Here is an 18,885-nt window from a genome sequence, read left to right on the forward strand (position 1 = left end):
TTAAATGAGATTTGTATTGAAAAAAACTACACTACTTTTATTCTTCCTGTTTTTGAGCTGTTATTTCTACGGGCAAAAAGGCTTCGGTTTCTACGGAGTCAATGAAAAAAGACAAGAAGTCAGATTCAAATTTGTAAATAACTTGATCGTCTTTCCTTTAACCATAAATGGAAAGGAATTGTCATTCGTTTTGGATACGGGAGTAAACAAGACGATATTATTTAGTTTATTGGCTAGTGATAGCTTAGGAATCAATAATGTAGAGCGTGCGGCGCTTCGTGGTTTAGGTAATGGTAGACCGGTGGAGGCATTGCTATCAAGAAACAATACATTTCGAATCAAGAACATGACGAGTAATGATCAAACCTTGTATGTCATTCTGGAAGATAAGTTTGACCTTTCCTCGAAAATGGGAGTCACCATTCATGGAATTATTGGGTATAACTTATTTCGACATGTTATTGTAAAAATAGATTATAACAAAAGGAAGCTAGTTTTTTATAACCCAAGATATTTTGAACCTGAAGATTGTAAAAAATGCGAAACCTTTCCACTTACATTCCATCGAAACAAACCTTATATAGATGCAAAAGTACAACTAGACGATACCGACAAGGATCTGATCGATGTACGGTTACTGGTAGATTCTGGAGGTAGTGATGCCTTATGGTTGTTTGAGAATTCTAAAGAGACTATAAAACCTCCTACAAAGTTCTTCAATGATGTGCTAGGAGAAGGGTTAAGTGGAACCATATATGGAAAAAGAAGCCGCATCTCTAGATTTGTGCTTGGAGGTTACCGTATACAAAAACCAACAGTGTCCTATTTAGATACCTTATCCAGTTTTAATGCTAGGAAATACAAAGCGAGACATGGGAGTTTAGGAGGAAACATTTTAAAACGTTTTAAGGTTTGGATTGATTACCCAAATAAAAGAATGATCTTAAAGAAAGCAGGTTCTTTTAAAAGTGGTTTTAATTACAATATGAGCGGTATTACCGTGGTCTATAACGGAAAAACACTGGTAAAAGAGGCTGAGCAGTCCGAAATAAAACTATATGGTGGTAGTAATTCACAAACCAGTAGTATGGATCAATTGAATTTTGTGACTAGTTATCGATATGTTTTCCGACCTGTATACAAAATAGCCAACATTGTCCCTGGATCTCCAGCGGATGAAGCAGGATTAAAAGCAGGAGATATTTTTATGAGCATTAACAGTCAACCAGCTTTTAAATACGATCTTGAACATATTTTCGGGTTATTTCAAGAACGTGATAATAAACGTATTTGGGTTAAAGTAAAAAGAGGAATAGAAGTGCTAAAGTTTAAGTTTCGACTTCGAAAAGAGATTTAGCTATCATCAGACATCATGCTCTTTTTCTTTTCTGGAGCAGATATTTTTTCTACAATTCCCTTAATTCGAATCACTTTCCTAGCATTTTTTGCATTAGAAAAAATGGTAATGGACTTCGAAAAACCACCCACTCTTTTGGTATCATAAGAAACTTCGATCTTTCCTTTTTCTCCAGGTAAAATAGGCTGTTCAGGTTTTTTAGGAACGGTACATCCACAAGACGCTTGCACACGCGTAATTACCAAAGGGCTTTTACCAATATTTACAAATTCGAATACCCGAACTCCATTGGAATTCTGAACAATTTTACCATAATCAATGGTCTCTTTTTCGAATTTAAATTCAGCTTTTTCTTGTGCTAAAGCACCAAAACCAATAAATAAAATAACTGCAAAGGATAAAAAGGTCTTCATAATCTTACTATTTTGATGTAAAAATACAATATAATTTCGGTTAAAAAAACAGTTTCTAGTTTTCCAGTCTTCTATATAATTGTACTTTTGCAGACATTATTTAATCAGAAATTCAACATATGAATATTCCATCGAAATATGATGCTAGTAGCGTAGAAGACAAGTGGTATGATTACTGGATGCAAAATAATTATTTTCATTCGGAAGTAGACGACAGAGAGCCGTACACCATTGTAATTCCACCACCAAACGTCACAGGAGTATTGCATATGGGGCATATGTTAAATAATACGATTCAAGACGTACTGATTCGTCGTGCGCGATTATTAGGGAAGAATGCATGTTGGGTTCCAGGAATGGACCATGCATCAATTGCCACGGAAGCAAAAGTAGTTGCAAAACTAAAGGAGCAAGGCATCAGCAAAGATGATCTTACTAGAGAAGAGTTTTTACAACATGCCTGGGATTGGAAGAATGAGTATGGAGGAATCATCCTGGAACAATTGAAAAAATTGGGAGCTTCTTGTGATTGGGAACGAACTAAGTTTACCATGGATCCAGATATGTCGGAGGCGGTGATCAAAGTATTTGTCGATTTGTACAACAAAGGACTGATCTATCGTGGTTATAGAATGGTGAATTGGGATCCAGAAGCAAAGACTACTTTATCGGATGAAGAAGTAAATTACGAGGAGCGTACGGATACTTTATACTATGTAAAATATCAAATCGAAGGAGAGGAAGAGTTTGTAACGATTGCTACTACGCGTCCGGAGACTATTTTAGGAGATACAGCAGTTTGTATTAATCCGAATGATGAACGATATATACATCTAAAAGGAAAGAAGGTTATCGTTCCTATTTGTGATAGAATCATTCCAATCATTGAAGATGTATATGTCGATATTGAATTCGGTACTGGATGTTTAAAAGTAACACCAGCGCATGATGTAAATGATAAAGAAATTGGTGATCGTCATAAATTGGAGGTAATTGATGTATTGAATGAAGATGGGTCCATGAATAGTTTCGGATTACATCATCAAGGAAAAGATAGAGTAGTTGCTAGAAAAGATGTTGCCAAAGAATTGGACACTCTAGGAATTCTAGTAAAAACAGAAAGCATTACACATAATGTGGGAACTTCTGAAAGAACAAAGGCCGTGATCGAACCTAGATTATCTGATCAATGGTTCTTGAATATGGAAGAGTTGGTAAAACCAGCCTTAGAATCGGTATTAGAAACTAGAGAGGTAAAGCTATTCCCAAAGAAATTTGAAAATACGTATCGCCACTGGATGGAAAATATCCGAGATTGGAATATTTCGCGACAATTGTGGTGGGGACAACAGATCCCAGCGTATTTCTATGGTGACGGGAAAGAGGATTTTGTAGTTGCTGAAACTGTTGAAAGTGCTTTAGCATTAGCAAAAGAGACAACAGGAAAAGCATCATTGGGAATTGATGATTTGCGTCAGGATCCAGATGCGTTAGATACATGGTTCTCATCATGGTTATGGCCAATATCGGTATTTGACGGTATTCGTAATCCAGAGAATAAGGAAATTCAATATTACTATCCAACAAATGACTTAGTAACTGGGCCGGACATTTTATTTTTCTGGGTAGCAAGGATGATCATTGCTGGATATGAGTATAAAGACGAAAAGCCTTTTGAAAATGTATACCTAACCGGATTGGTTCGTGATAAGCAACGACGAAAAATGTCGAAGCAGCTTGGTAATTCACCAGATGCATTAAAATTGATTGAGGATTACGGAGCAGATGGGGTTCGTGTTGGATTGTTGTTGAGTTCAGCCGCAGGTAATGACTTGATGTTTGATGAAGCACTTTGTCAACAAGGAAAAGGATTGGCTAATAAGGTATGGAGTGCTTTTTATCTGACTACATTGTGGGAGACGTCTGATACAATTGAACAACCAGAATCAAGTAGAATAGCATTAGATTGGTATCGCTCTAAGTTCCAAAAAGTATTAGCGGAAATAGAAGATCATTATAGTAAATATAGACTTTCAGATGCTATCATGGCTATTTATAAGCTGATCTATGATGATTTTTGCGGTTTGTTTTTAGAGATCGTAAAACCACCTTATCAGCAACCTATTGACGTACAAACGTATAAAGAAGTGATGGAGATCTTTGAAGACAACCTAAAGATCTTACACCCATTCATGCCATTCTTAACAGAAGAGGTATGGCAATCTATTAAGGAAAGAACTTCAGAAGAAGCCTTGATCATTGCAAAGTACCCTGAAATTACTTCGTTTAATGATATCTTAATCTCTGAATTTGATTTTGCTACAGATGTAGTATCTGGAATAAGAACAGTTCGTAAAGAGAAGAATATTGCTTTTAAAGAAGCTATTGAAGTATCAGTAATCAATAATGAAGAAGTAACTACTGAGTTCGATAGTGTAATCAAAAAGCTGACAAACACATCACAGGTACATTACGTATCCGAAAAGGTTGATGGTGCTTCTTTCAGAGTTAAGTCGAATGAATATTTTGTGCCGATTTCTCTAGATAGTATCAATGTAGAACAAGAAATTGAGAAGTTAACTAAAGAGTTAAAAAGAGCGCAAGGGTTCTTAATCGGAATTCAAAAGAAACTATCAAATGAACGTTTTGTAAACAACGCTCCAGAACAGGTAATTACTTTAGAAAGAAAGAAAGAGTCTGATACGTTGGCAAAGATCGAAACGATAGAATCTAGCTTAACAAGCTTAAAGTAATAGAAGTAAACATATTGATAAAAAGCCACTCGACGGAGTGGCTTTTTCTATTCATCTATCTGAACCTGATTATGTGGTGTTATACTTTGAGGTTTGTAGTTCTTATAATATTGCATAAGAATGAAAGAACAGATCACGGAGGAAGCAATTCCTTCTATGAGTAGCGCAAAAACAAGTAATGGCAGGGTTATATTCCCAGTCCATAAAAATGATGCTCTAATTACCTCTATAAATTCAGGGTTGATAAAACTCACGTAAATAATGAGTCCAACCACAGTGATTCCGACTGCTAAAGCAGAAGTGCCTATTCCGATCGCTAGATTACGAACGTATAAGGTTTCTCCATTGCGAATAATGTTGGATTTGATGGCATTGTTAATACCCCAAAACACAAAAACAAAATTCAAAAATCGTAGCTCAGAACTTCCTTCCAAACCTGAGATCTTCATGATAAAAAAATACAATATTATTCCCGCAGAAATAAAGATTGCATTTCTAATGACAAGATTGTTTGCTGACATATTATTGTGTTTATTGTTTTCTAAGATACTGAAAATCAATGCTAATTCAAAGTTTAATCGATGAACAGCCGTATGAACAAGTTTAATTGATTAGGGAAAATCTGCAAAACCCTATGTGGTTCTCCGTAGTTGATACTTAATTTTTTGTGGTATCTTACACATCAGCTAAACAAAGAAAAAATGAAAAGAGAAAAACAAAAGAAAATGGGTTTGCCGGATGGTGTCAGGACTCATTTAAAGAAAGAATCTGTAGTTTTTATTCGAACAGAAGCCTTTAATGCAAGTTGTATTCATGCTAATGTTAAATTGGATAAATTGACGCTAAGAAGGTATTAACCTTCTTTTCTAATCACCCTCCTAAATCCGATTGTAGCTAGTAGACCTATCAATGGAAAAATTATAAAGAGTTGAAATAAATTCTGATATTCCACAATGGTAGGATCTTGGCCTAACATATATCCAGAAAGTAAGGACATAAAAATATCTGGGGTAAAACCTAGTACGGAAATGATTCCTACAACGGTACCTGTAATGTTAGCGGGTGTTTTTGCTTCTTCAATGATAGCAAAATATAACCCTCGTAAAGAATAAGTACCCACAACCATCATGAAGAATGTAACCATAGAGAATGCTATGGACTGTTCAAAGAGTCCAAACCCCAGAATGACAGAAGATGTTAGCATCAAAGAAAAACTAATCATACTTAATTTAGAAGCCAAATATTTATCGGCAATCCACCCCAAGGTAACTGCTGCAATGGGGCGCATCCATTGTATAGATACACCAAAATAAGAAGCCTCTTGTAGGGTGTAGTCCCACACATCTTTTGCATAAGTAGCGTATGTACCCGTCAATTTATAGGCGGCGTAGGCACAAACAATAATCAAAGAATGGTAAATGATCTTTGGTTTTCTTAATAAAGAAAAGACAAAATAGGCATCAAAATGTACCTTTTCGGAAGATGATGTGCTATTAGATGGTTTAGGAATAGCTTTCCAAGTAAATAAGGCAACAATAAAAACAACAAGCGTAATAAAACCAATAATATATTGCATGGTAACTACTTTGTCTTCCTGAGTAATATTATTGGCATCTTCAGGAAAGAAGAGCAGTGGAATAAAGGAGCCAAATGTAGCGATCAAAGCGGCAAAAGCACCACGCCCTCCATCTAGCAATCCAAAAGAAATTCCTTGATTATGTGAATTCCCCCATTCTCGCGTTGCTTTTATCAGAGCAGCCCAAAAAAGTAAAATGGTAGATACTCCCCAAAAACCATATAAGATCCGTAGGCTCTCATAAGATGGGATGCTAATCATCCATAAACCTCCAATCGCAGTTAATACAAGAGAAGTTGCGAGTAATTTTCTTGCTTCTAACTTATCAGCAAAAAAGCCACCAAAGAAATAAGAGATCATGGCAGTAACTCCATACACGGCTTGTGCCTTCCCTATTTGAAAATCTGAAAGAATAAAAGCTTCTCGAATAATAGGTTTAAAAACTCGTATGAGAATAAACGGTAGTAAAAAAATAGCCTCACCAGCAATGATGAGTGCAAACATGGAAAGCGCTTTACTTTTGGATTTCAATATAGAAAGGTTTATGTTCTAAATGTACAAAATCAATTGTTAACGCATTACATCAATGCTTCTTTTAACAGAGTAATGGGGTGTTTTGCAATACGCTTTGTACCGTCATAGATCTGATGTCTACAACTAGTACCTGCTGCAACGATTTCCACATTGCTAGACGTATTTCTTATTTTTGGGAATAGGGTATCTTCTCCAACCTGCATACTCACCTTGTAATGCTCTTTTTCATACCCAAATGAACCAGCCATTCCGCAACAACCTGTATTCATAATAACTGGGGTATAGTTTTTAGGAATGTTCAATATTTGGAAAGTAGCATGGGTACTTGAGAGAGCTTTTTGATGACAGTGTCCATGAATTTTCAACTCTTTCTTTTTATTAGAGAATTGAGAGGTTTTAATGTTTCCTTTTCTAAATTCATTGCTGATAAACTCTTCAAGGGTAAAGGTATATGTTGCTACCTGTCTAGCGGCTTCTGTATTATCCGCCAAGCGAATATACTCATCTCTAAATGATAATATAGCGGAAGGTTCAATTCCGATCAATGGAGTGTCTTTTGATACTAGTTCTTTGAAAATCGAAACATTTCTGTTGGCAATGACCTTTGCTTCTTTTAAAAAACCTTTTGAAAGAAAACTACGTCCACTTTCTTCATGAGCTACCATTTCAACTTTGTATCCTAACCTTGTTAATAACAGAATCGCATCTTTTCCTATAGTAACATCGTAATAATTAGAAAACTCATCACAGAAAAGATATACTGTTTTTAAACTACCAGATACTGCTTGTTTCTTATACCACTTCTCTAATGTCTTAGGAGCAAGCTTAGGCACGCTACGTTTCGCAGCAACACCCATAATTCGTTTACTAAGCGTCGTATTCAAAATAACATTTGTAATTCCAGGCACCTTACTTCCCAGTTTATTGTACTTTACATTATTTGCAAACAACTTACTTCTAAAAGAATACCCATTTGTTTCCTGATATTGATACAAAAACTCACTCTTTAAAGCAGCAACATCTACATTACTCGGGCATTCGGATGCACAAGCTTTACAACTTAAACAGAGATCAAATACTTCTTTTAGTTCCTTGTGGTCAAACTTATTGACTTTCTCAGAATTAGTTAAGAATTCACGTAGTGTATTCGCTCTCGCTCTGGTGGTATCTTTTTCATCTTTAGTGGCACGGTAACTTGGACACATGGCTCCACCTGCAGATACAGGTTTCCTACAATCTCCGGAACCATTACATTTTTCTGCAAGTTTTAGAATGCCTTCATTATCTGAAAAATCTTGAATGGTATCTATTTCGGGTTCATCTCGATCTACCTCATAACGTAAACTTTGATCCATAGGAAAAGCATCTGTGATCTTTCCTTTGTTAAAAACATCGTTGGGGTCGAAAACCTTTTTAATCCTTCGTAACAATTGATAGTTCTGTTCTCCAATCATCATCGGAATGAACTCAGCTCTCACAATACCATCACCGTGCTCACCACTAAACGAGCCTCTATATTTTTTAACCAATTGAGCTGTTTCTGTAGTAATTTTCCGGAAAAGCCCTACGTCAGCAGCCTTCTTTAAATTGAGTATCGGACGCAAATGTAACTCACCTGCACCGGCATGAGCATAGTACACAGCTCGTTGCTCATACTTGTCCATGATTTGCGTAAACTCTTTTATATAATCGGGTAAGTCTTGTAAATCTACTGCTGTATCTTCTATACAAGCCACTGCTTTTTCATCACCAATCATATTTCCTAACAAGCCCAGTCCTGCTTTTCTCAAATCAAATACTTTTCGAATATCATCACCTGTAACTTTTGGATGATGGTAGCCAAAATTATGTTTTTGCAGTTCTCTGATTAAGAGATCTGCTTGCTCTTGTGCTTTTTCAAGAGTTGTCGATTGTATTTCTAACATTAAGATAGCCTCAGGATCTCCCTGCAAAAAGAACCGATTCTTTATTTGTTCTCGGTTATTCTTTGTACAATCTAAAATTACTTTATCCATTAACTCGCATGCACCTAAATCATGTTTCATAGCTACCACGGTAGCTGCCAGGCTTTCTTGAAGGTTGTTAAAATGCGGTAATACCATAACACTTACTGGTGGTGGAAGATTATCCAATTGTAACGTAATAGCAGTAGAAAAAGCTAAGGTTCCCTCAGAGCCAGCTAATAGTTTTGCTACATTGATCATATTACTTTTTCCACCAAAAAGATCAGAATCTAACAACTCATCTACGGCATATCCGGTATTTCTTCTATGGATTGAAGGTTTCGGGAATTGCGCTTTTATCTCTTGCTGAACAGTTTCTGGCTCTAACTCTCGTCGTAAAGATTTGTAGATAGTTCCTTCTAAACTTTGTTCGCGACTCTTCGCTTTAAATTTTTCTGAAGTCAAACACTCAAAAATTGCCTGAGAGCCATCACTTAATATGGCTTCAATAGTCAGTACTTTATCTCTGGTAACTCCATATTTTATAGATGTACTCCCAGAGGAATTATTTCCTACCATTCCTCCAATCATACAGCGATTAGATGTAGAAGTGTTGGGGCCAAAAAACAAGCCAAATGGTTTCAAGAATACGTTCAGTTCATCTCTAATAATTCCAGGCTGTACCTTGATGGTTTTTTGTACTTCATCAAAAGCTAATATAGAAGTAAAATATTTAGAAACGTCTACTACTATTCCATCACCGACACATTGCCCTGCCAAAGAAGTACCAGCAGTTCGTGGGATCAACGTAATTTGTTGTGCGTTGGCAAAACGAATTAAGGTTTGAATGTCTTGTGCGTTTTTTGGATATGCTACAGCCAGAGGAATTTTCCTGTACACTGAAGCATCCGTTGCATACAATGCCTTATGAAGATCATCATATAACAATTCTCCAGATAGATTATTTCCTAGTGAATTAAGCTGCTCAGCTTTGATCATATTATTTTCAATTTACATTTGTGCATTTTGATCTTCAGGAAACTGACCTGGAATCTCATCTTCTAGTTCATCCAACATCTGACGAAGATCGATTTCAATTCCTCTAGAAATAGTCGAAATAGGCACATCGTTTACAATGCCCTCAAAAGGATTTTCACCCACTCTAGCCATGCGTTCCATAATATGAAATGCCCAAGAGACACAAGCACAAAAAGGAATTGCCAACCAAATGAAGTACTTTCCTATAATAGGATGATTTGGAACAATCTCTGATGCGATCTCAGCAAACTCAGGGACGATACCAAATGGTAATAGGAATACAAATAATTTTACTAAATAATACGCTAGACTTGCATATTGCCTAGGGTATGGAAAGTTCTTAATACGCTCAGATTTTCCTTGATGGGTAAATAATTCTTCCAAGACATTTTCCAATTCCAAAAAAGCAAATGACCAAATAACACCCTTCCGTTTCAATTCTCCAATATGCTTAGATTGTAAATATAAAATAGCAGTTTGTTTGTTCGATTTACTAAGAACATACGCTTCTTCTTCTGGAGATAAATACAACATCAGATTATCCTCCAATTTTGATATTTTTTCTGGAATATGCAACATATTGGTCCATTCTCTATTAGTCTTAGACATATGAGACGTTTCCCAACGCTTGGGTTGTCTCATGGCATATCGTAAGGCCGTCATCCAAGCAATATGACGATAGATCAATACACGTTTATGTTCTTTAAGAACGGCTTGATCCATGGGCTTCTCAGCGTGGTCATTATTTACCATATCCTGAACTTTCATACCCCATGTTCTGGACGTATTTACAATAGCTCCCCAGATTTTCCGTGCCTCCCAAATCCGATCATAGGCTGCATTATTCTGAAAACCGACCATAAATGCCACGGCAGTACCGATGAGCGCTACAGGTGTCCAAGGAACATTTAAAAATGTAAAATCAAAAACCTCATAAAGAACCGTAATCAGTCCTGCATAAAGTATAAAAATAATAGTTTCACCTCTGGACCAGATGAACATATCTTTTACAGAGTATCTCCTTTTTAAAAACATAGGTTAAAGTTGAGTATCAAAAATAAGGTTTTTAGCTTGCGGTTGAGTGCAAAAATTTAAAGATATGATTTTAATATCTTTGTTCGAAATCAAATTAAAATCAAAATGAAAAAAATAGGATTTTTAGTACTTCTTTTAGGGATGATCTCTTCGTCTGTTGCTCAAAAATTGAACTTGTCGTATTATATCCCAAGTGATGAAAGATACAATACGAATATACCTACACCCAAAGAGGTGATAGGGCATGAGGTAGGGGAATGGCATGTTACGCATGATAAATTGATGGAGTACATGAAGGCGCTAGCAAAAGCTTCGGATCGAATCTCTATTGAAGAAAGAGGAAAAACCTTCGAAGGTCGTCCTATTTTATTATTGACAATTACATCACCTGATAATCATAGAAACTTGGAGGCGATTAGAAAACGTCATATTGATGCTACCAATGATCCTTCAATAGATGTCAGCAACGATCCTATAGTAGTGTATCAAGGGTTTTCCATTCACGGAAATGAACCTAGTGGATCAAATGCGGCTATGGCTGCTGCGTATTATTTAGCAGCTTCATCAAAAACATCTACGGAACAACTTTTAAAAAATACGGTGATTTTATTGGATCCGTCACTTAACCCCGATGGTTTGCAACGTTTCGCATATTGGGTTAATACAAATAAGAGTAAAAACGTGAATCCTGATCCGAATGATAGAGAGTATACAGAAGTGTGGCCCAGAGGTAGAACGAATCATTATTGGTTTGATATGAATCGTGACTGGCTCCCTGTTCAATTGCCAGAATCTAGAGCGCGTATAAAGACTTTCCATAAATGGCTCCCAAATATCTTGACGGATCACCATGAGATGGGATCAAATTCAACCTTCTTTTTTCAACCGGGAATACAAAGCAGAACACATCCGTTAACACCTAAAATGAATCAAGAGTTAACAAGAGAGATCGCAACATTTCATGCAAAGGCATTAGATAAAATAGGTTCTCAGTATTACTCTGAAGAGAGTTTTGATGACTTTTACTATGGAAAAGGCTCTACATTTCCAGACATCAATGGAAGTATTGGGATTTTGTTTGAACAAGCAAGTTCTAGAGGGCATGCCCAGGAAACAAGAAACGGCCTATTAACCTTTCCGTTTACGATCCGAAATCAATATACTGCGGCAATGTCAACACTAGAAGCTGCCAATAATATGCGTGCGAAGATCTTGCAATACCAACAAGACTTTTACAAAAGAGCACGATCAGAGGGATCTAAAGCAAAAGCTATTGTATTTGGTGATGAAAAGGATGCGGCAAAGACCTATCATTTAGCAGAGGTACTAAAGAGGCATAAGATAAAGTTTCATCATGTGAAATCTGATTTTACAGCTAATGGAAAACGATTTAAAAGAGGGTATAGCTATGTAGTTCCTATGAATCAAAAGAATCATCGTTTGATTAAAGCAATGTTTGATGTGAGAACAAAATTTAAAGATAGCTTATTTTATGATGTCTCGGCATGGACATTCAATCATTCTTTTGGGCTAGACTTTGCGAAAAACGTTTCGTTAAACAAAGCAGGGGCAGAGGTAACCAATTTAAAATTAAAGGAAGGTTTTGCGAACGGAAGGAGCAAAGTAGGTTATTTAATGCCTTGGAATGAATACTATACACCTAAAGCGTTGAATGCGATCTTACAAAAGGGAATTCGAGCTAAAGTTTCTATGAAAAACTTTAAAAATGGTGGAGTAGCTTACGATTATGGAACCATATTTATTCCTGTCCAAAATCAGAAATTGAATTCAGAGGATCTGTTTAATTTTCTGGATAGGGTAGCCAACAAAAGTCATTTGCAAATGAATGGGGTTTCAACTGGCTTGAATGATGGTATTGATTTAGGAAGTAATAATTTCAGAAACGTAAAATTACCAAAGGTAGCAATGCTTGTAGGTAATGGTATCTTTGGAAATGATGCAGGAGAGGTTTGGCATTTACTGGACCAACGGTACGATATGCACATAACAAAATTGGATATGACTTATTTTAATAGAGTTGATATCAGTAAGTACACCGCTATTGTGGTTCCAAATAGTAATAGTATGAATGCAGCCGCGGTTAAAAAATTACAAACATGGGTTCGTAATGGCGGTATTTTAATTGGATACAGAAATGCTGCAAAATGGTTGAATAGCCAAAAATTTATTAAACTAGAGTTCAATAAATCTAAAATAGATACAGTTAAGAATGTTTCTTTTGAAAATAGATCTAAGCAAACGGGAGCGCAGTTCATAGGAGGCGCAATCTTTGAAGCGAATATAGATCGTTCTCATCCTATCAACTTCGGATATAAGAATGACAAAATAGCATTATTTAGAAATACGACGGTGTTTATAAAGCCTGATAAAAAGAGTTATAATAATCCGATCCAGTACACCCAAAATCCTTTATTGAGTGGATATATTTCTAAGGAGAATGCAAAGGAAATTAAAGGTACTATTCCTTTTAAAGTGCGTCGTATGGGTAGAGGTAGAGTAATAATCTTTACTGATAATACAAATTTCAGAGCTTTTTGGTATGGTACAAACAAACTATTGATGAATGCGATTTTCTTTGGTGATAAAATGTAATTTGTTATGGAAAAGGGTAATGCGAATTATCAAAAATGGAAGCAAAAGTATGAGTTAGATAAAAAACAGGACAAAAAAAGCTTATATCAAAGAGGTATACTAGTATTTGGAGGAATTATTTTGATCTCAACTGTTATTTATTTATGGTCTGCTGGACATCTACAATTTATTGGAAAAGATACTCGCGAAGTAGAAGGAACCGTTACAAAAATAGCTGATTATCATATTGGTAGAGGGAATTACATTCCTAGACTAACTATTGAATATTTTCATGAAAACACATTGTACACCACCTATGAGAATATACGCAAATCAGGAGAAGCAATAGAATCGGCCGGGTATTCTTACGATTATCAGGGTGATATTATAGTACGGGCTTTTGTAACTTATGACGTTAATAACCCGAGCAACTGTAGGGTTAGATTGGAATTTCAATAGTGTAACAAATGGACGTTAAACTCGTCTATTAAGTATACTAACCAATTGAAAATAGCCTATGAGTTTTTTACGCGTTTTATTAGCGATCATATTCCCGCCTTTGTCTGTTATTGATAAGGGGTGTGGATCTTTCTTTATTATCTTTTTATTGACTCTTTGCGGATGGATTCCAGGTGTTATCGGTGCTTTGGTCATTTTGAACAACCCAAAAAGTTAACTCACCTGCTCACCATTTTTTATAGTATCCGAAGCTTGTAGTAATACCACATGTTCATCATCATTATAAACTCCTAGTACAAGGCATTCACTCATAAAATTTGCGATCTGCCTAGGTTTAAAATTTATAATAGAGCTTACTTGTCTATTCAATAGTTCCTCTTTGGTATACAAGTCTGTAATCTGAGCACTTGACTTTTTGATACCCAAATCGCCAAAATCTATATGAAGTTGATAGGCGGGTTTTCGCGCTTTAGGAAAATCATGTACTTCAATAATGGTTCCTACACGAATATCTACTTTTAAAAAATCTTCGAAGGTAATTTCTTCTTTCATATTATTTTTTCTTTCCTATTTTTTGAAGCACCCATAAAGGGCCAATCAGCAAGAATTGCAGGTCTTTAATGAAGGATGGTTTTTTACCCTCTACTTTGTGTCCATAAAATTGACCTATCCATGCTACAACAAAAATAATGATGGAGGCATATAATAGATTTACATTATTACCTAACCAATAATTGCCAATAATTGCTAATAGCAAAAAGAATAGCATTTGTACGAAATACCAGAACCCTAATCGGATATAAAAAATAAGACTTACTATACCGAATACGGCAGCCCAATTTTCTAACAGAGGATTGTACAATTCGAATGTATTTTCTAACAGGGTAGTCGGAATACTCATAAAGAGTCCGATGACACTAAAAAAGATTAAAGGAACACAGATATAGTGGATCAGTTGGTTGGTTTCATTTTGATGGCTCACTGCATAATCATCAAACCATTGTTGTGCTGTTCTCATACAAGAAATAATTTGAATCTAAAGATAGAAATTATTTCCAACCTTTTCGAATCAGTACGTTTTCAATATGAGCAAAATGGTGATTCGAATGCCAGGCATAGATACCCACATTTTCTCGTAAGATAACTTTGCTATTGTCAGCAGGATGAATAAAAGCGCAATCTAACTGCTCTTCGGTCAATCCTTTTAATAAGTACACTAATTTTGCATGAACAGCTTTTAGATGTGCTATAGAAGGCTCTATAGGCGCAGATTTAGTGTCAAATAACTCCGCCCAGTGTTTTTCTTCATATGCTTTTATTATTGGAGTATCTTCAGTAAGCGCCCATTTAAACCTAATATAACTGTTGTGATGACTATCAGAACAATGGTGTACAACCTGTCTAATGGTCCAACCACCTTCTCGATAAGGAGTGTCTAGTTGTTCATCACTTAATCCGCTCACCAGGTTTTCAATCCTAAAAGGAAAATGTTCTAATACATGAATCCAATTTTTTTCATGTTCTTTAGTAATCGTTTCAGGCCTTTGAAATTTTCCTATGGGGTATCTTAAATCTTCCAATATTATTCGAATTTATGTCTCCTTAAAAATCGTCGAGCACTTCTGTTCTCAGGGTTAATGGACAATGCTTTTTTATAACTGGCCACAGCATTTGCAGTATCTTTCATTTCCCAATATCCTTCCCCTAAGCTGTCATATGGGTTCGACTTATGCGGATATAAAGCTACGTTAATTTTAAATATTTCTATAGCTTCTTCGAATTTATTGTCTCTTAATTTTGAATACCCTAAATCATTTAATGCCCGTTCTCTAATGGTACGATCTAACGAATCTTTTTTCTTTATGGCTAAATACCCTAGCAATGCTTTATTATATTCTTTGTTAGCCAAATACTCACTTGGAGTTTTTTGACCTTTTAGAAGTTTATCAAAGACGAATTTTTCGCCATCGTGCTCTCTTTTTGGAGCCAGTTCGATATGCATTTTTGGTTTAGAAACGAACACCAATTTTTCGTTCATCTCCTTTAAGTAGAAAGAAGAATCATTCACCTTAATAGGAGTCATGTCTTTTCCTCTCCATTTCACTTTTAATTCTTTCTCTTCAAAGTAAATTTCTAAGGTTTCATCTGAGTTAAAAAAGTATCTCCCTTCCGTATTTTTTATAAAATCAGGAGCGTTTTTTGAGCCGGTACAGCTCATAACAAGTAAGGTGACAAAAAGATAAAAAAATCGTTTCATAGAGTTGGTTTTGTTGATAAATATATACATCTAAACTGAGAGTACATATACTCTCAATTACTATTGAGACGATTTTTAGAAAAATATGTTACATTTTTTTATACGAACTAAACTATTTTCATATTTCGGGGTCAAAGAACCAAACGAACTAGATAATGAAATATAAAAGCTTCTTTTTTTATTTGCTTTTGAGTTTACTTTTTGCTAATTGTGGCGCTACTACGGAAGAGATCGTTCTCGACCCTGATCCCGATCCAGTTGTTAATTCAAAACCAAATATTTTATTGGTCATTGCCGATGATTTTGGGAAAGACGCCACTCCAAACTATTCAGAAGGAACTATAAAACCTACGATGTCAACCTTACAAAGTTTAATAAATACAGGTGTAACATTTGACAATGTATGGTCTTATCCAGTATGCACACCAACCAGAGCATCTATTTTAACTGGAAAGTATGGTGTCAAAACAAATGTATTGGAAGTAGGAGATGTAATTTCTACGGCAGAAACTTCGGTGCAGCAGTATATAGCTACAAACACAGGGAATGAATACGCAACGGCGATTATTGGGAAGTGGCACTTATCGCTAAATGCGAGCGACCCTATTACTATGGGAATTGATTATTATGCAGGATTACTTAACGGAGGCGTACAATCGTATACGAATTGGAACCTAACAGAGAATGGTCAAACGAACAACTCAACAGTATACACCACAACTAAGTTTACTGATTTAGCCATTGATTGGGTAGGCAGTCAGACCAAGCCATGGTTTCTATGGTTGGCGTACAATGCTCCACATACACCTTTTCATCTCGCTCCAACCAATTTACATTCTCAGGGAAATTTGCCAACAGATCAATCATCCATAGATGCAAACCCAACTCCGTATTTTATGTCGGCTGTAGAAGCAATGGATAGCGAATTAGGAAGATTATTAAGCAGTCTTTCAACGGAGGAAAGAAACAATACTATCCTTATTTTTATTGGAGATAATGGGACTCCTAATCAGGTTGCACAGGTGCCTTATAGTGCTATGAGAGCGAAAGGATCTATATATCAAGGAGGTGTGAACGTTCCTATGATCGTCTCTGGTTTTGGCGTGAATAGAATGGGAGAGAGGGAATCTGCCTTAGTACATACAACTGATTTATTTGCAACTATTGCTAGTATGACAGGAGTTTCAGTACAAGAGATTAATAACAGTACAAGCTTTTATAACTTACTTGCTGATGATACAGCCTCCGAAAGAACATATGTGTATACGGAACGATCAAATAATGGAGTGAGCTATGCGATACGGGATGCAAATTATAAGTTGATTGTGAATGATAATGGAACTGAACAGTTCTATAGGATATCAACAGACCCGTATGAAGGATCTAATTTGATTGGTACGACATTGAATGCTGAAGCTATAGCAGCAAAGGCCGCTTTGGAAGTTGAAGCAGAGAATATTAGAAACTAGTGCTTTTTTTCAATAACCGTGGTCGGACTGTCTTCCGGGCCTATATAAAAGACAATGATCTCGGCAGGAACATTTCCAGTATTCTCTCCAAAATGAATTGTATTTGTTACTTCAACTAATACATCACCAGCCTTAATAGTAATCTGCTTATTATTGTCATCCGTAACCGTTAACTCGCCTTTTGTTAACATCCCAGTAGTAATAACTGGATGAAGGTGCCTAGGGAGTTTCGCTTTGGGAGGAATGACCACTTTAGAGATTGTTACTTTTGGTTGCGCGCTCGAAAATTTGGGAAGTAGAGTACCATTCCAACTTTTGGTCGTTTCAAGAATGGTGGTTATTTGAATATCCTTCTCTTTTTTTTCCGCACAAGAACAAATAATAAAACAGATAAAATTGATAACGAGTAGTACTTTTTTAGAAGTCATGATTTTTTTACTTTATTATATGCAATATAAATAAAAGCTCCCACGAGGACGTGAGAGCTTTTACCATATAAATTTTGAAGTTTATTTTACATTCATTAACTCCACATCAAAAATTAAAGTAGCATTAGGAGGAATGACTCCACCAGCTCCACTTTCACCATATGCTAGATGAGAAGGAATAACTAAACGCGCTTTATCGCCCACTTTTAATAATTGAATCCCTTCATCCCAACCTGCAATCACTTGTCCAACACCAATGGCGAAATCTATAGGCTGTTTGCGTTTATAGGAGGAATCAAAAACGGTTCCATCTAACAATTGACCTTTGTAATGCACAGAAACCATGGCACCTTTGGTTGCTTGTTTACCATCTCCTTTTTGTAAAATTTGATAACGTAATCCACTAGGAGTTTCGTCATATCCTGCAGCAACAGAGTCCAATAACTCTTTTTGCTTTCGTAATTCTTCTGCTTCGCGTTCAGCTCTCGCTCCTTCAAATGTTCTAAAAGCTTCTACGGCGTTAAAATTCTCAGCGTCAGATCCAACTCTAATAATTTCGATCTCAGTCATTTCATCCCCCTGTGCTACTGCGTCTACAATATCTTGTCCTTCTACAACATTTCCAAAAACAGTATGTTTATTATCTAGCCAAGGAGTAGGCACATGTGTAATAAAAAACTGACTTCCATTCGTTGCTGGACCAGAATTAGCCATAGATAATACTCCAGGTTTATCGTGCTTTAATTCTGGATGAAATTCATCATCGAACTTATAACCTGGATTTCCAGTCCCCGTTCCAAGAGGACATCCTCCTTGAATCATAAAATCTGGAATTACTCTGTGAAACTTTAATCCATTATAATAAGGCGTTCCTTGAGGTTTAGAATCGTTTTCAAGATTTCCCTCTGCCAAGGCTACAAAATTACCAACCGTACCAGGGGTAAGATCATAAGTTAAGTTTACTAAGATATCTCCTTTAGAGGTCTTAAACTTTGCATATATTCCGTTATTCATATTCTAGTTTTTATCTT

The 18,885-nt window shown here is 36.0% G+C and carries 18 protein-coding genes; 7 read left to right on the forward strand and 11 right to left on the reverse strand.

Features of this window, described 5'->3' with window-relative positions:
• The first annotated feature begins 16 nt into the window (after positions 1 to 16).
• Positions 17 to 1,357, forward strand: a complete 1,341-nt coding sequence (locus RQM59_RS12290; RefSeq protein WP_349242416.1) for an aspartyl protease family protein — start codon at positions 17 to 19, stop codon at positions 1,355 to 1,357.
• Here the strand turns inward: RQM59_RS12290 and RQM59_RS12295 are convergent.
• A complete protein-coding gene (locus RQM59_RS12295; RefSeq protein WP_349242417.1) occupies positions 1,354 to 1,770 on the reverse strand; it encodes a DUF1573 domain-containing protein in 417 nt (138 codons plus the stop codon). The two genes, RQM59_RS12290 and RQM59_RS12295, sit on opposite strands and share 4 nt — an antisense overlap.
• Before the next feature lie 119 nt (positions 1,771 to 1,889).
• Here RQM59_RS12295 and RQM59_RS12300 point away from each other — a divergent pair, with 119 nt between their 5' ends.
• Positions 1,890 to 4,523, forward strand: a complete 2,634-nt coding sequence (locus RQM59_RS12300; RefSeq protein WP_349242418.1) for a valine--tRNA ligase — start codon at positions 1,890 to 1,892, stop codon at positions 4,521 to 4,523.
• Positions 4,524 to 4,570: 47 nt separating this feature from the next.
• On the opposite strand, the gene RQM59_RS12305 is transcribed toward RQM59_RS12300, so the two are convergent.
• Entirely contained in the window at positions 4,571 to 5,044 is a 474-nt protein-coding gene (locus RQM59_RS12305) for a hypothetical protein (protein WP_349242419.1), read from the reverse strand.
• Positions 5,045 to 5,224: 180 nt separating this feature from the next.
• On the opposite strand from RQM59_RS12305, the gene RQM59_RS12310 reads away from it, so the two are divergent.
• Positions 5,225 to 5,380 (forward strand): hypothetical protein, encoded by a 156-nt coding sequence (locus RQM59_RS12310; RefSeq protein ID WP_349242420.1) that lies wholly within the window; start codon positions 5,225 to 5,227, stop codon positions 5,378 to 5,380.
• On the opposite strand, the gene RQM59_RS12315 is transcribed toward RQM59_RS12310, so the two are convergent.
• Genes RQM59_RS12315 through RQM59_RS12325 form a run of 3 tightly spaced genes read right to left on the reverse strand, consistent with a single transcriptional unit; the run spans position 5,377 to position 10,649 of the window.
• A complete protein-coding gene (locus RQM59_RS12315) occupies positions 5,377 to 6,630 on the reverse strand; it encodes an MFS transporter (RefSeq protein WP_349242421.1) in 1,254 nt (417 codons plus the stop codon). The two genes, RQM59_RS12310 and RQM59_RS12315, sit on opposite strands and share 4 nt — an antisense overlap.
• A 47-nt stretch (positions 6,631 to 6,677) precedes the next feature.
• On the reverse strand, positions 6,678 to 9,575 hold the full coding sequence (locus tag RQM59_RS12320) for an FAD-binding and (Fe-S)-binding domain-containing protein (protein ID WP_349242422.1): 2,898 nt from the start codon (positions 9,573 to 9,575) through the stop codon (positions 6,678 to 6,680).
• Between the two features lie 12 nt (positions 9,576 to 9,587).
• Positions 9,588 to 10,649: a bestrophin family protein gene (locus RQM59_RS12325; RefSeq protein ID WP_349242423.1), complete on the reverse strand. Its 1,062-nt coding sequence runs from the start codon at positions 10,647 to 10,649 to the stop codon at positions 9,588 to 9,590.
• A gap of 105 nt (positions 10,650 to 10,754) precedes the next feature.
• On the opposite strand from RQM59_RS12325, the gene RQM59_RS12330 reads away from it, so the two are divergent.
• The 3 genes from RQM59_RS12330 to RQM59_RS12340 are packed head-to-tail and all read left to right on the forward strand — an operon-like array spanning position 10,755 to position 13,917.
• Entirely contained in the window at positions 10,755 to 13,262 is a 2,508-nt protein-coding gene (locus RQM59_RS12330; RefSeq protein WP_349242424.1) for a M14 family metallopeptidase, read from the forward strand.
• Between the two features lie 6 nt (positions 13,263 to 13,268).
• Entirely contained in the window at positions 13,269 to 13,700 is a 432-nt protein-coding gene (locus RQM59_RS12335; RefSeq protein ID WP_349242425.1) for a hypothetical protein, read from the forward strand.
• Positions 13,701 to 13,758: 58 nt separating this feature from the next.
• On the forward strand, positions 13,759 to 13,917 hold the full coding sequence (locus RQM59_RS12340; RefSeq protein ID WP_349242426.1) for a YqaE/Pmp3 family membrane protein: 159 nt from the start codon (positions 13,759 to 13,761) through the stop codon (positions 13,915 to 13,917).
• Here the strand turns inward: RQM59_RS12340 and RQM59_RS12345 are convergent.
• The 4 genes from RQM59_RS12345 to RQM59_RS12360 are packed head-to-tail and all read right to left on the reverse strand — an operon-like array spanning position 13,914 to position 15,957.
• The gene (locus tag RQM59_RS12345; RefSeq protein ID WP_349242427.1) at positions 13,914 to 14,252 is read right to left on the reverse strand and encodes a tRNA-binding protein; all 339 of its coding nucleotides are present in this window, start codon (positions 14,250 to 14,252) and stop codon (positions 13,914 to 13,916) included. The two genes, RQM59_RS12340 and RQM59_RS12345, sit on opposite strands and share 4 nt — an antisense overlap.
• A 1-nt stretch (position 14,253) precedes the next feature.
• Positions 14,254 to 14,718, reverse strand: coding sequence for an Mpo1 family 2-hydroxy fatty acid dioxygenase (locus RQM59_RS12350; protein ID WP_349242428.1), 465 nt, complete (start codon positions 14,716 to 14,718; stop codon positions 14,254 to 14,256).
• A gap of 31 nt (positions 14,719 to 14,749) precedes the next feature.
• Positions 14,750 to 15,286, reverse strand: coding sequence for a YfiT family bacillithiol transferase (locus tag RQM59_RS12355; RefSeq protein WP_349242485.1), 537 nt, complete (start codon positions 15,284 to 15,286; stop codon positions 14,750 to 14,752).
• Positions 15,283 to 15,957 (reverse strand): tetratricopeptide repeat protein, encoded by a 675-nt coding sequence (locus RQM59_RS12360; RefSeq protein WP_349242429.1) that lies wholly within the window; start codon positions 15,955 to 15,957, stop codon positions 15,283 to 15,285. The genes RQM59_RS12355 and RQM59_RS12360 overlap by 4 nt, the downstream gene beginning before the upstream one ends.
• Positions 15,958 to 16,112: 155 nt before the next feature.
• Between RQM59_RS12360 and RQM59_RS12365 the strand changes: the two genes are divergently transcribed.
• A complete protein-coding gene (locus RQM59_RS12365; RefSeq protein WP_349242430.1) occupies positions 16,113 to 17,426 on the forward strand; it encodes a sulfatase-like hydrolase/transferase in 1,314 nt (437 codons plus the stop codon).
• Here the strand turns inward: RQM59_RS12365 and RQM59_RS12370 are convergent.
• Positions 17,423 to 17,854 (reverse strand): cupin domain-containing protein, encoded by a 432-nt coding sequence (locus tag RQM59_RS12370; protein ID WP_349242431.1) that lies wholly within the window; start codon positions 17,852 to 17,854, stop codon positions 17,423 to 17,425. The two genes, RQM59_RS12365 and RQM59_RS12370, sit on opposite strands and share 4 nt — an antisense overlap.
• An 81-nt stretch (positions 17,855 to 17,935) precedes the next feature.
• Entirely contained in the window at positions 17,936 to 18,868 is a 933-nt protein-coding gene (locus RQM59_RS12375; protein WP_349242432.1) for a peptidylprolyl isomerase, read from the reverse strand.
• Positions 18,869 to 18,885 lie beyond the last annotated feature (17 nt).

The sequence above is a fragment of the Asprobacillus argus genome (assembly GCF_032248395.1).
GTDB classification, from domain to species: Bacteria; Bacteroidota; Bacteroidia; order Flavobacteriales; family Flavobacteriaceae; genus Polaribacter; species Polaribacter argus.

Coding starts and splice junctions, on each gene's coding strand:
- RQM59_RS12375 (WP_349242432.1), bottom strand. CDS start 18,868: ATGAATAACGGAATATATGCAAAGTTTAAGACCTCTAAAGGAGATATC.
- RQM59_RS12370 (WP_349242431.1), bottom strand. CDS start 17,854: ATGACTTCTAAAAAAGTACTACTCGTTATCAATTTTATCTGTTTTATT.
- RQM59_RS12325 (WP_349242423.1), bottom strand. CDS start 10,649: ATGTTTTTAAAAAGGAGATACTCTGTAAAAGATATGTTCATCTGGTCC.
- RQM59_RS12330 (WP_349242424.1), top strand. CDS start 10,755: ATGAAAAAAATAGGATTTTTAGTACTTCTTTTAGGGATGATCTCTTCG.
- RQM59_RS12305 (WP_349242419.1), bottom strand. CDS start 5,044: ATGTCAGCAAACAATCTTGTCATTAGAAATGCAATCTTTATTTCTGCG.
- RQM59_RS12295 (WP_349242417.1), bottom strand. CDS start 1,770: ATGAAGACCTTTTTATCCTTTGCAGTTATTTTATTTATTGGTTTTGGT.
- RQM59_RS12350 (WP_349242428.1), bottom strand. CDS start 14,718: ATGAGAACAGCACAACAATGGTTTGATGATTATGCAGTGAGCCATCAA.
- RQM59_RS12310 (WP_349242420.1), top strand. CDS start 5,225: ATGAAAAGAGAAAAACAAAAGAAAATGGGTTTGCCGGATGGTGTCAGG.
- RQM59_RS12360 (WP_349242429.1), bottom strand. CDS start 15,957: ATGAAACGATTTTTTTATCTTTTTGTCACCTTACTTGTTATGAGCTGT.
- RQM59_RS12300 (WP_349242418.1), top strand. CDS start 1,890: ATGAATATTCCATCGAAATATGATGCTAGTAGCGTAGAAGACAAGTGG.
- RQM59_RS12365 (WP_349242430.1), top strand. CDS start 16,113: ATGAAATATAAAAGCTTCTTTTTTTATTTGCTTTTGAGTTTACTTTTT.
- RQM59_RS12335 (WP_349242425.1), top strand. CDS start 13,269: ATGGAAAAGGGTAATGCGAATTATCAAAAATGGAAGCAAAAGTATGAG.
- RQM59_RS12345 (WP_349242427.1), bottom strand. CDS start 14,252: ATGAAAGAAGAAATTACCTTCGAAGATTTTTTAAAAGTAGATATTCGT.
- RQM59_RS12320 (WP_349242422.1), bottom strand. CDS start 9,575: ATGATCAAAGCTGAGCAGCTTAATTCACTAGGAAATAATCTATCTGGA.
- RQM59_RS12340 (WP_349242426.1), top strand. CDS start 13,759: ATGAGTTTTTTACGCGTTTTATTAGCGATCATATTCCCGCCTTTGTCT.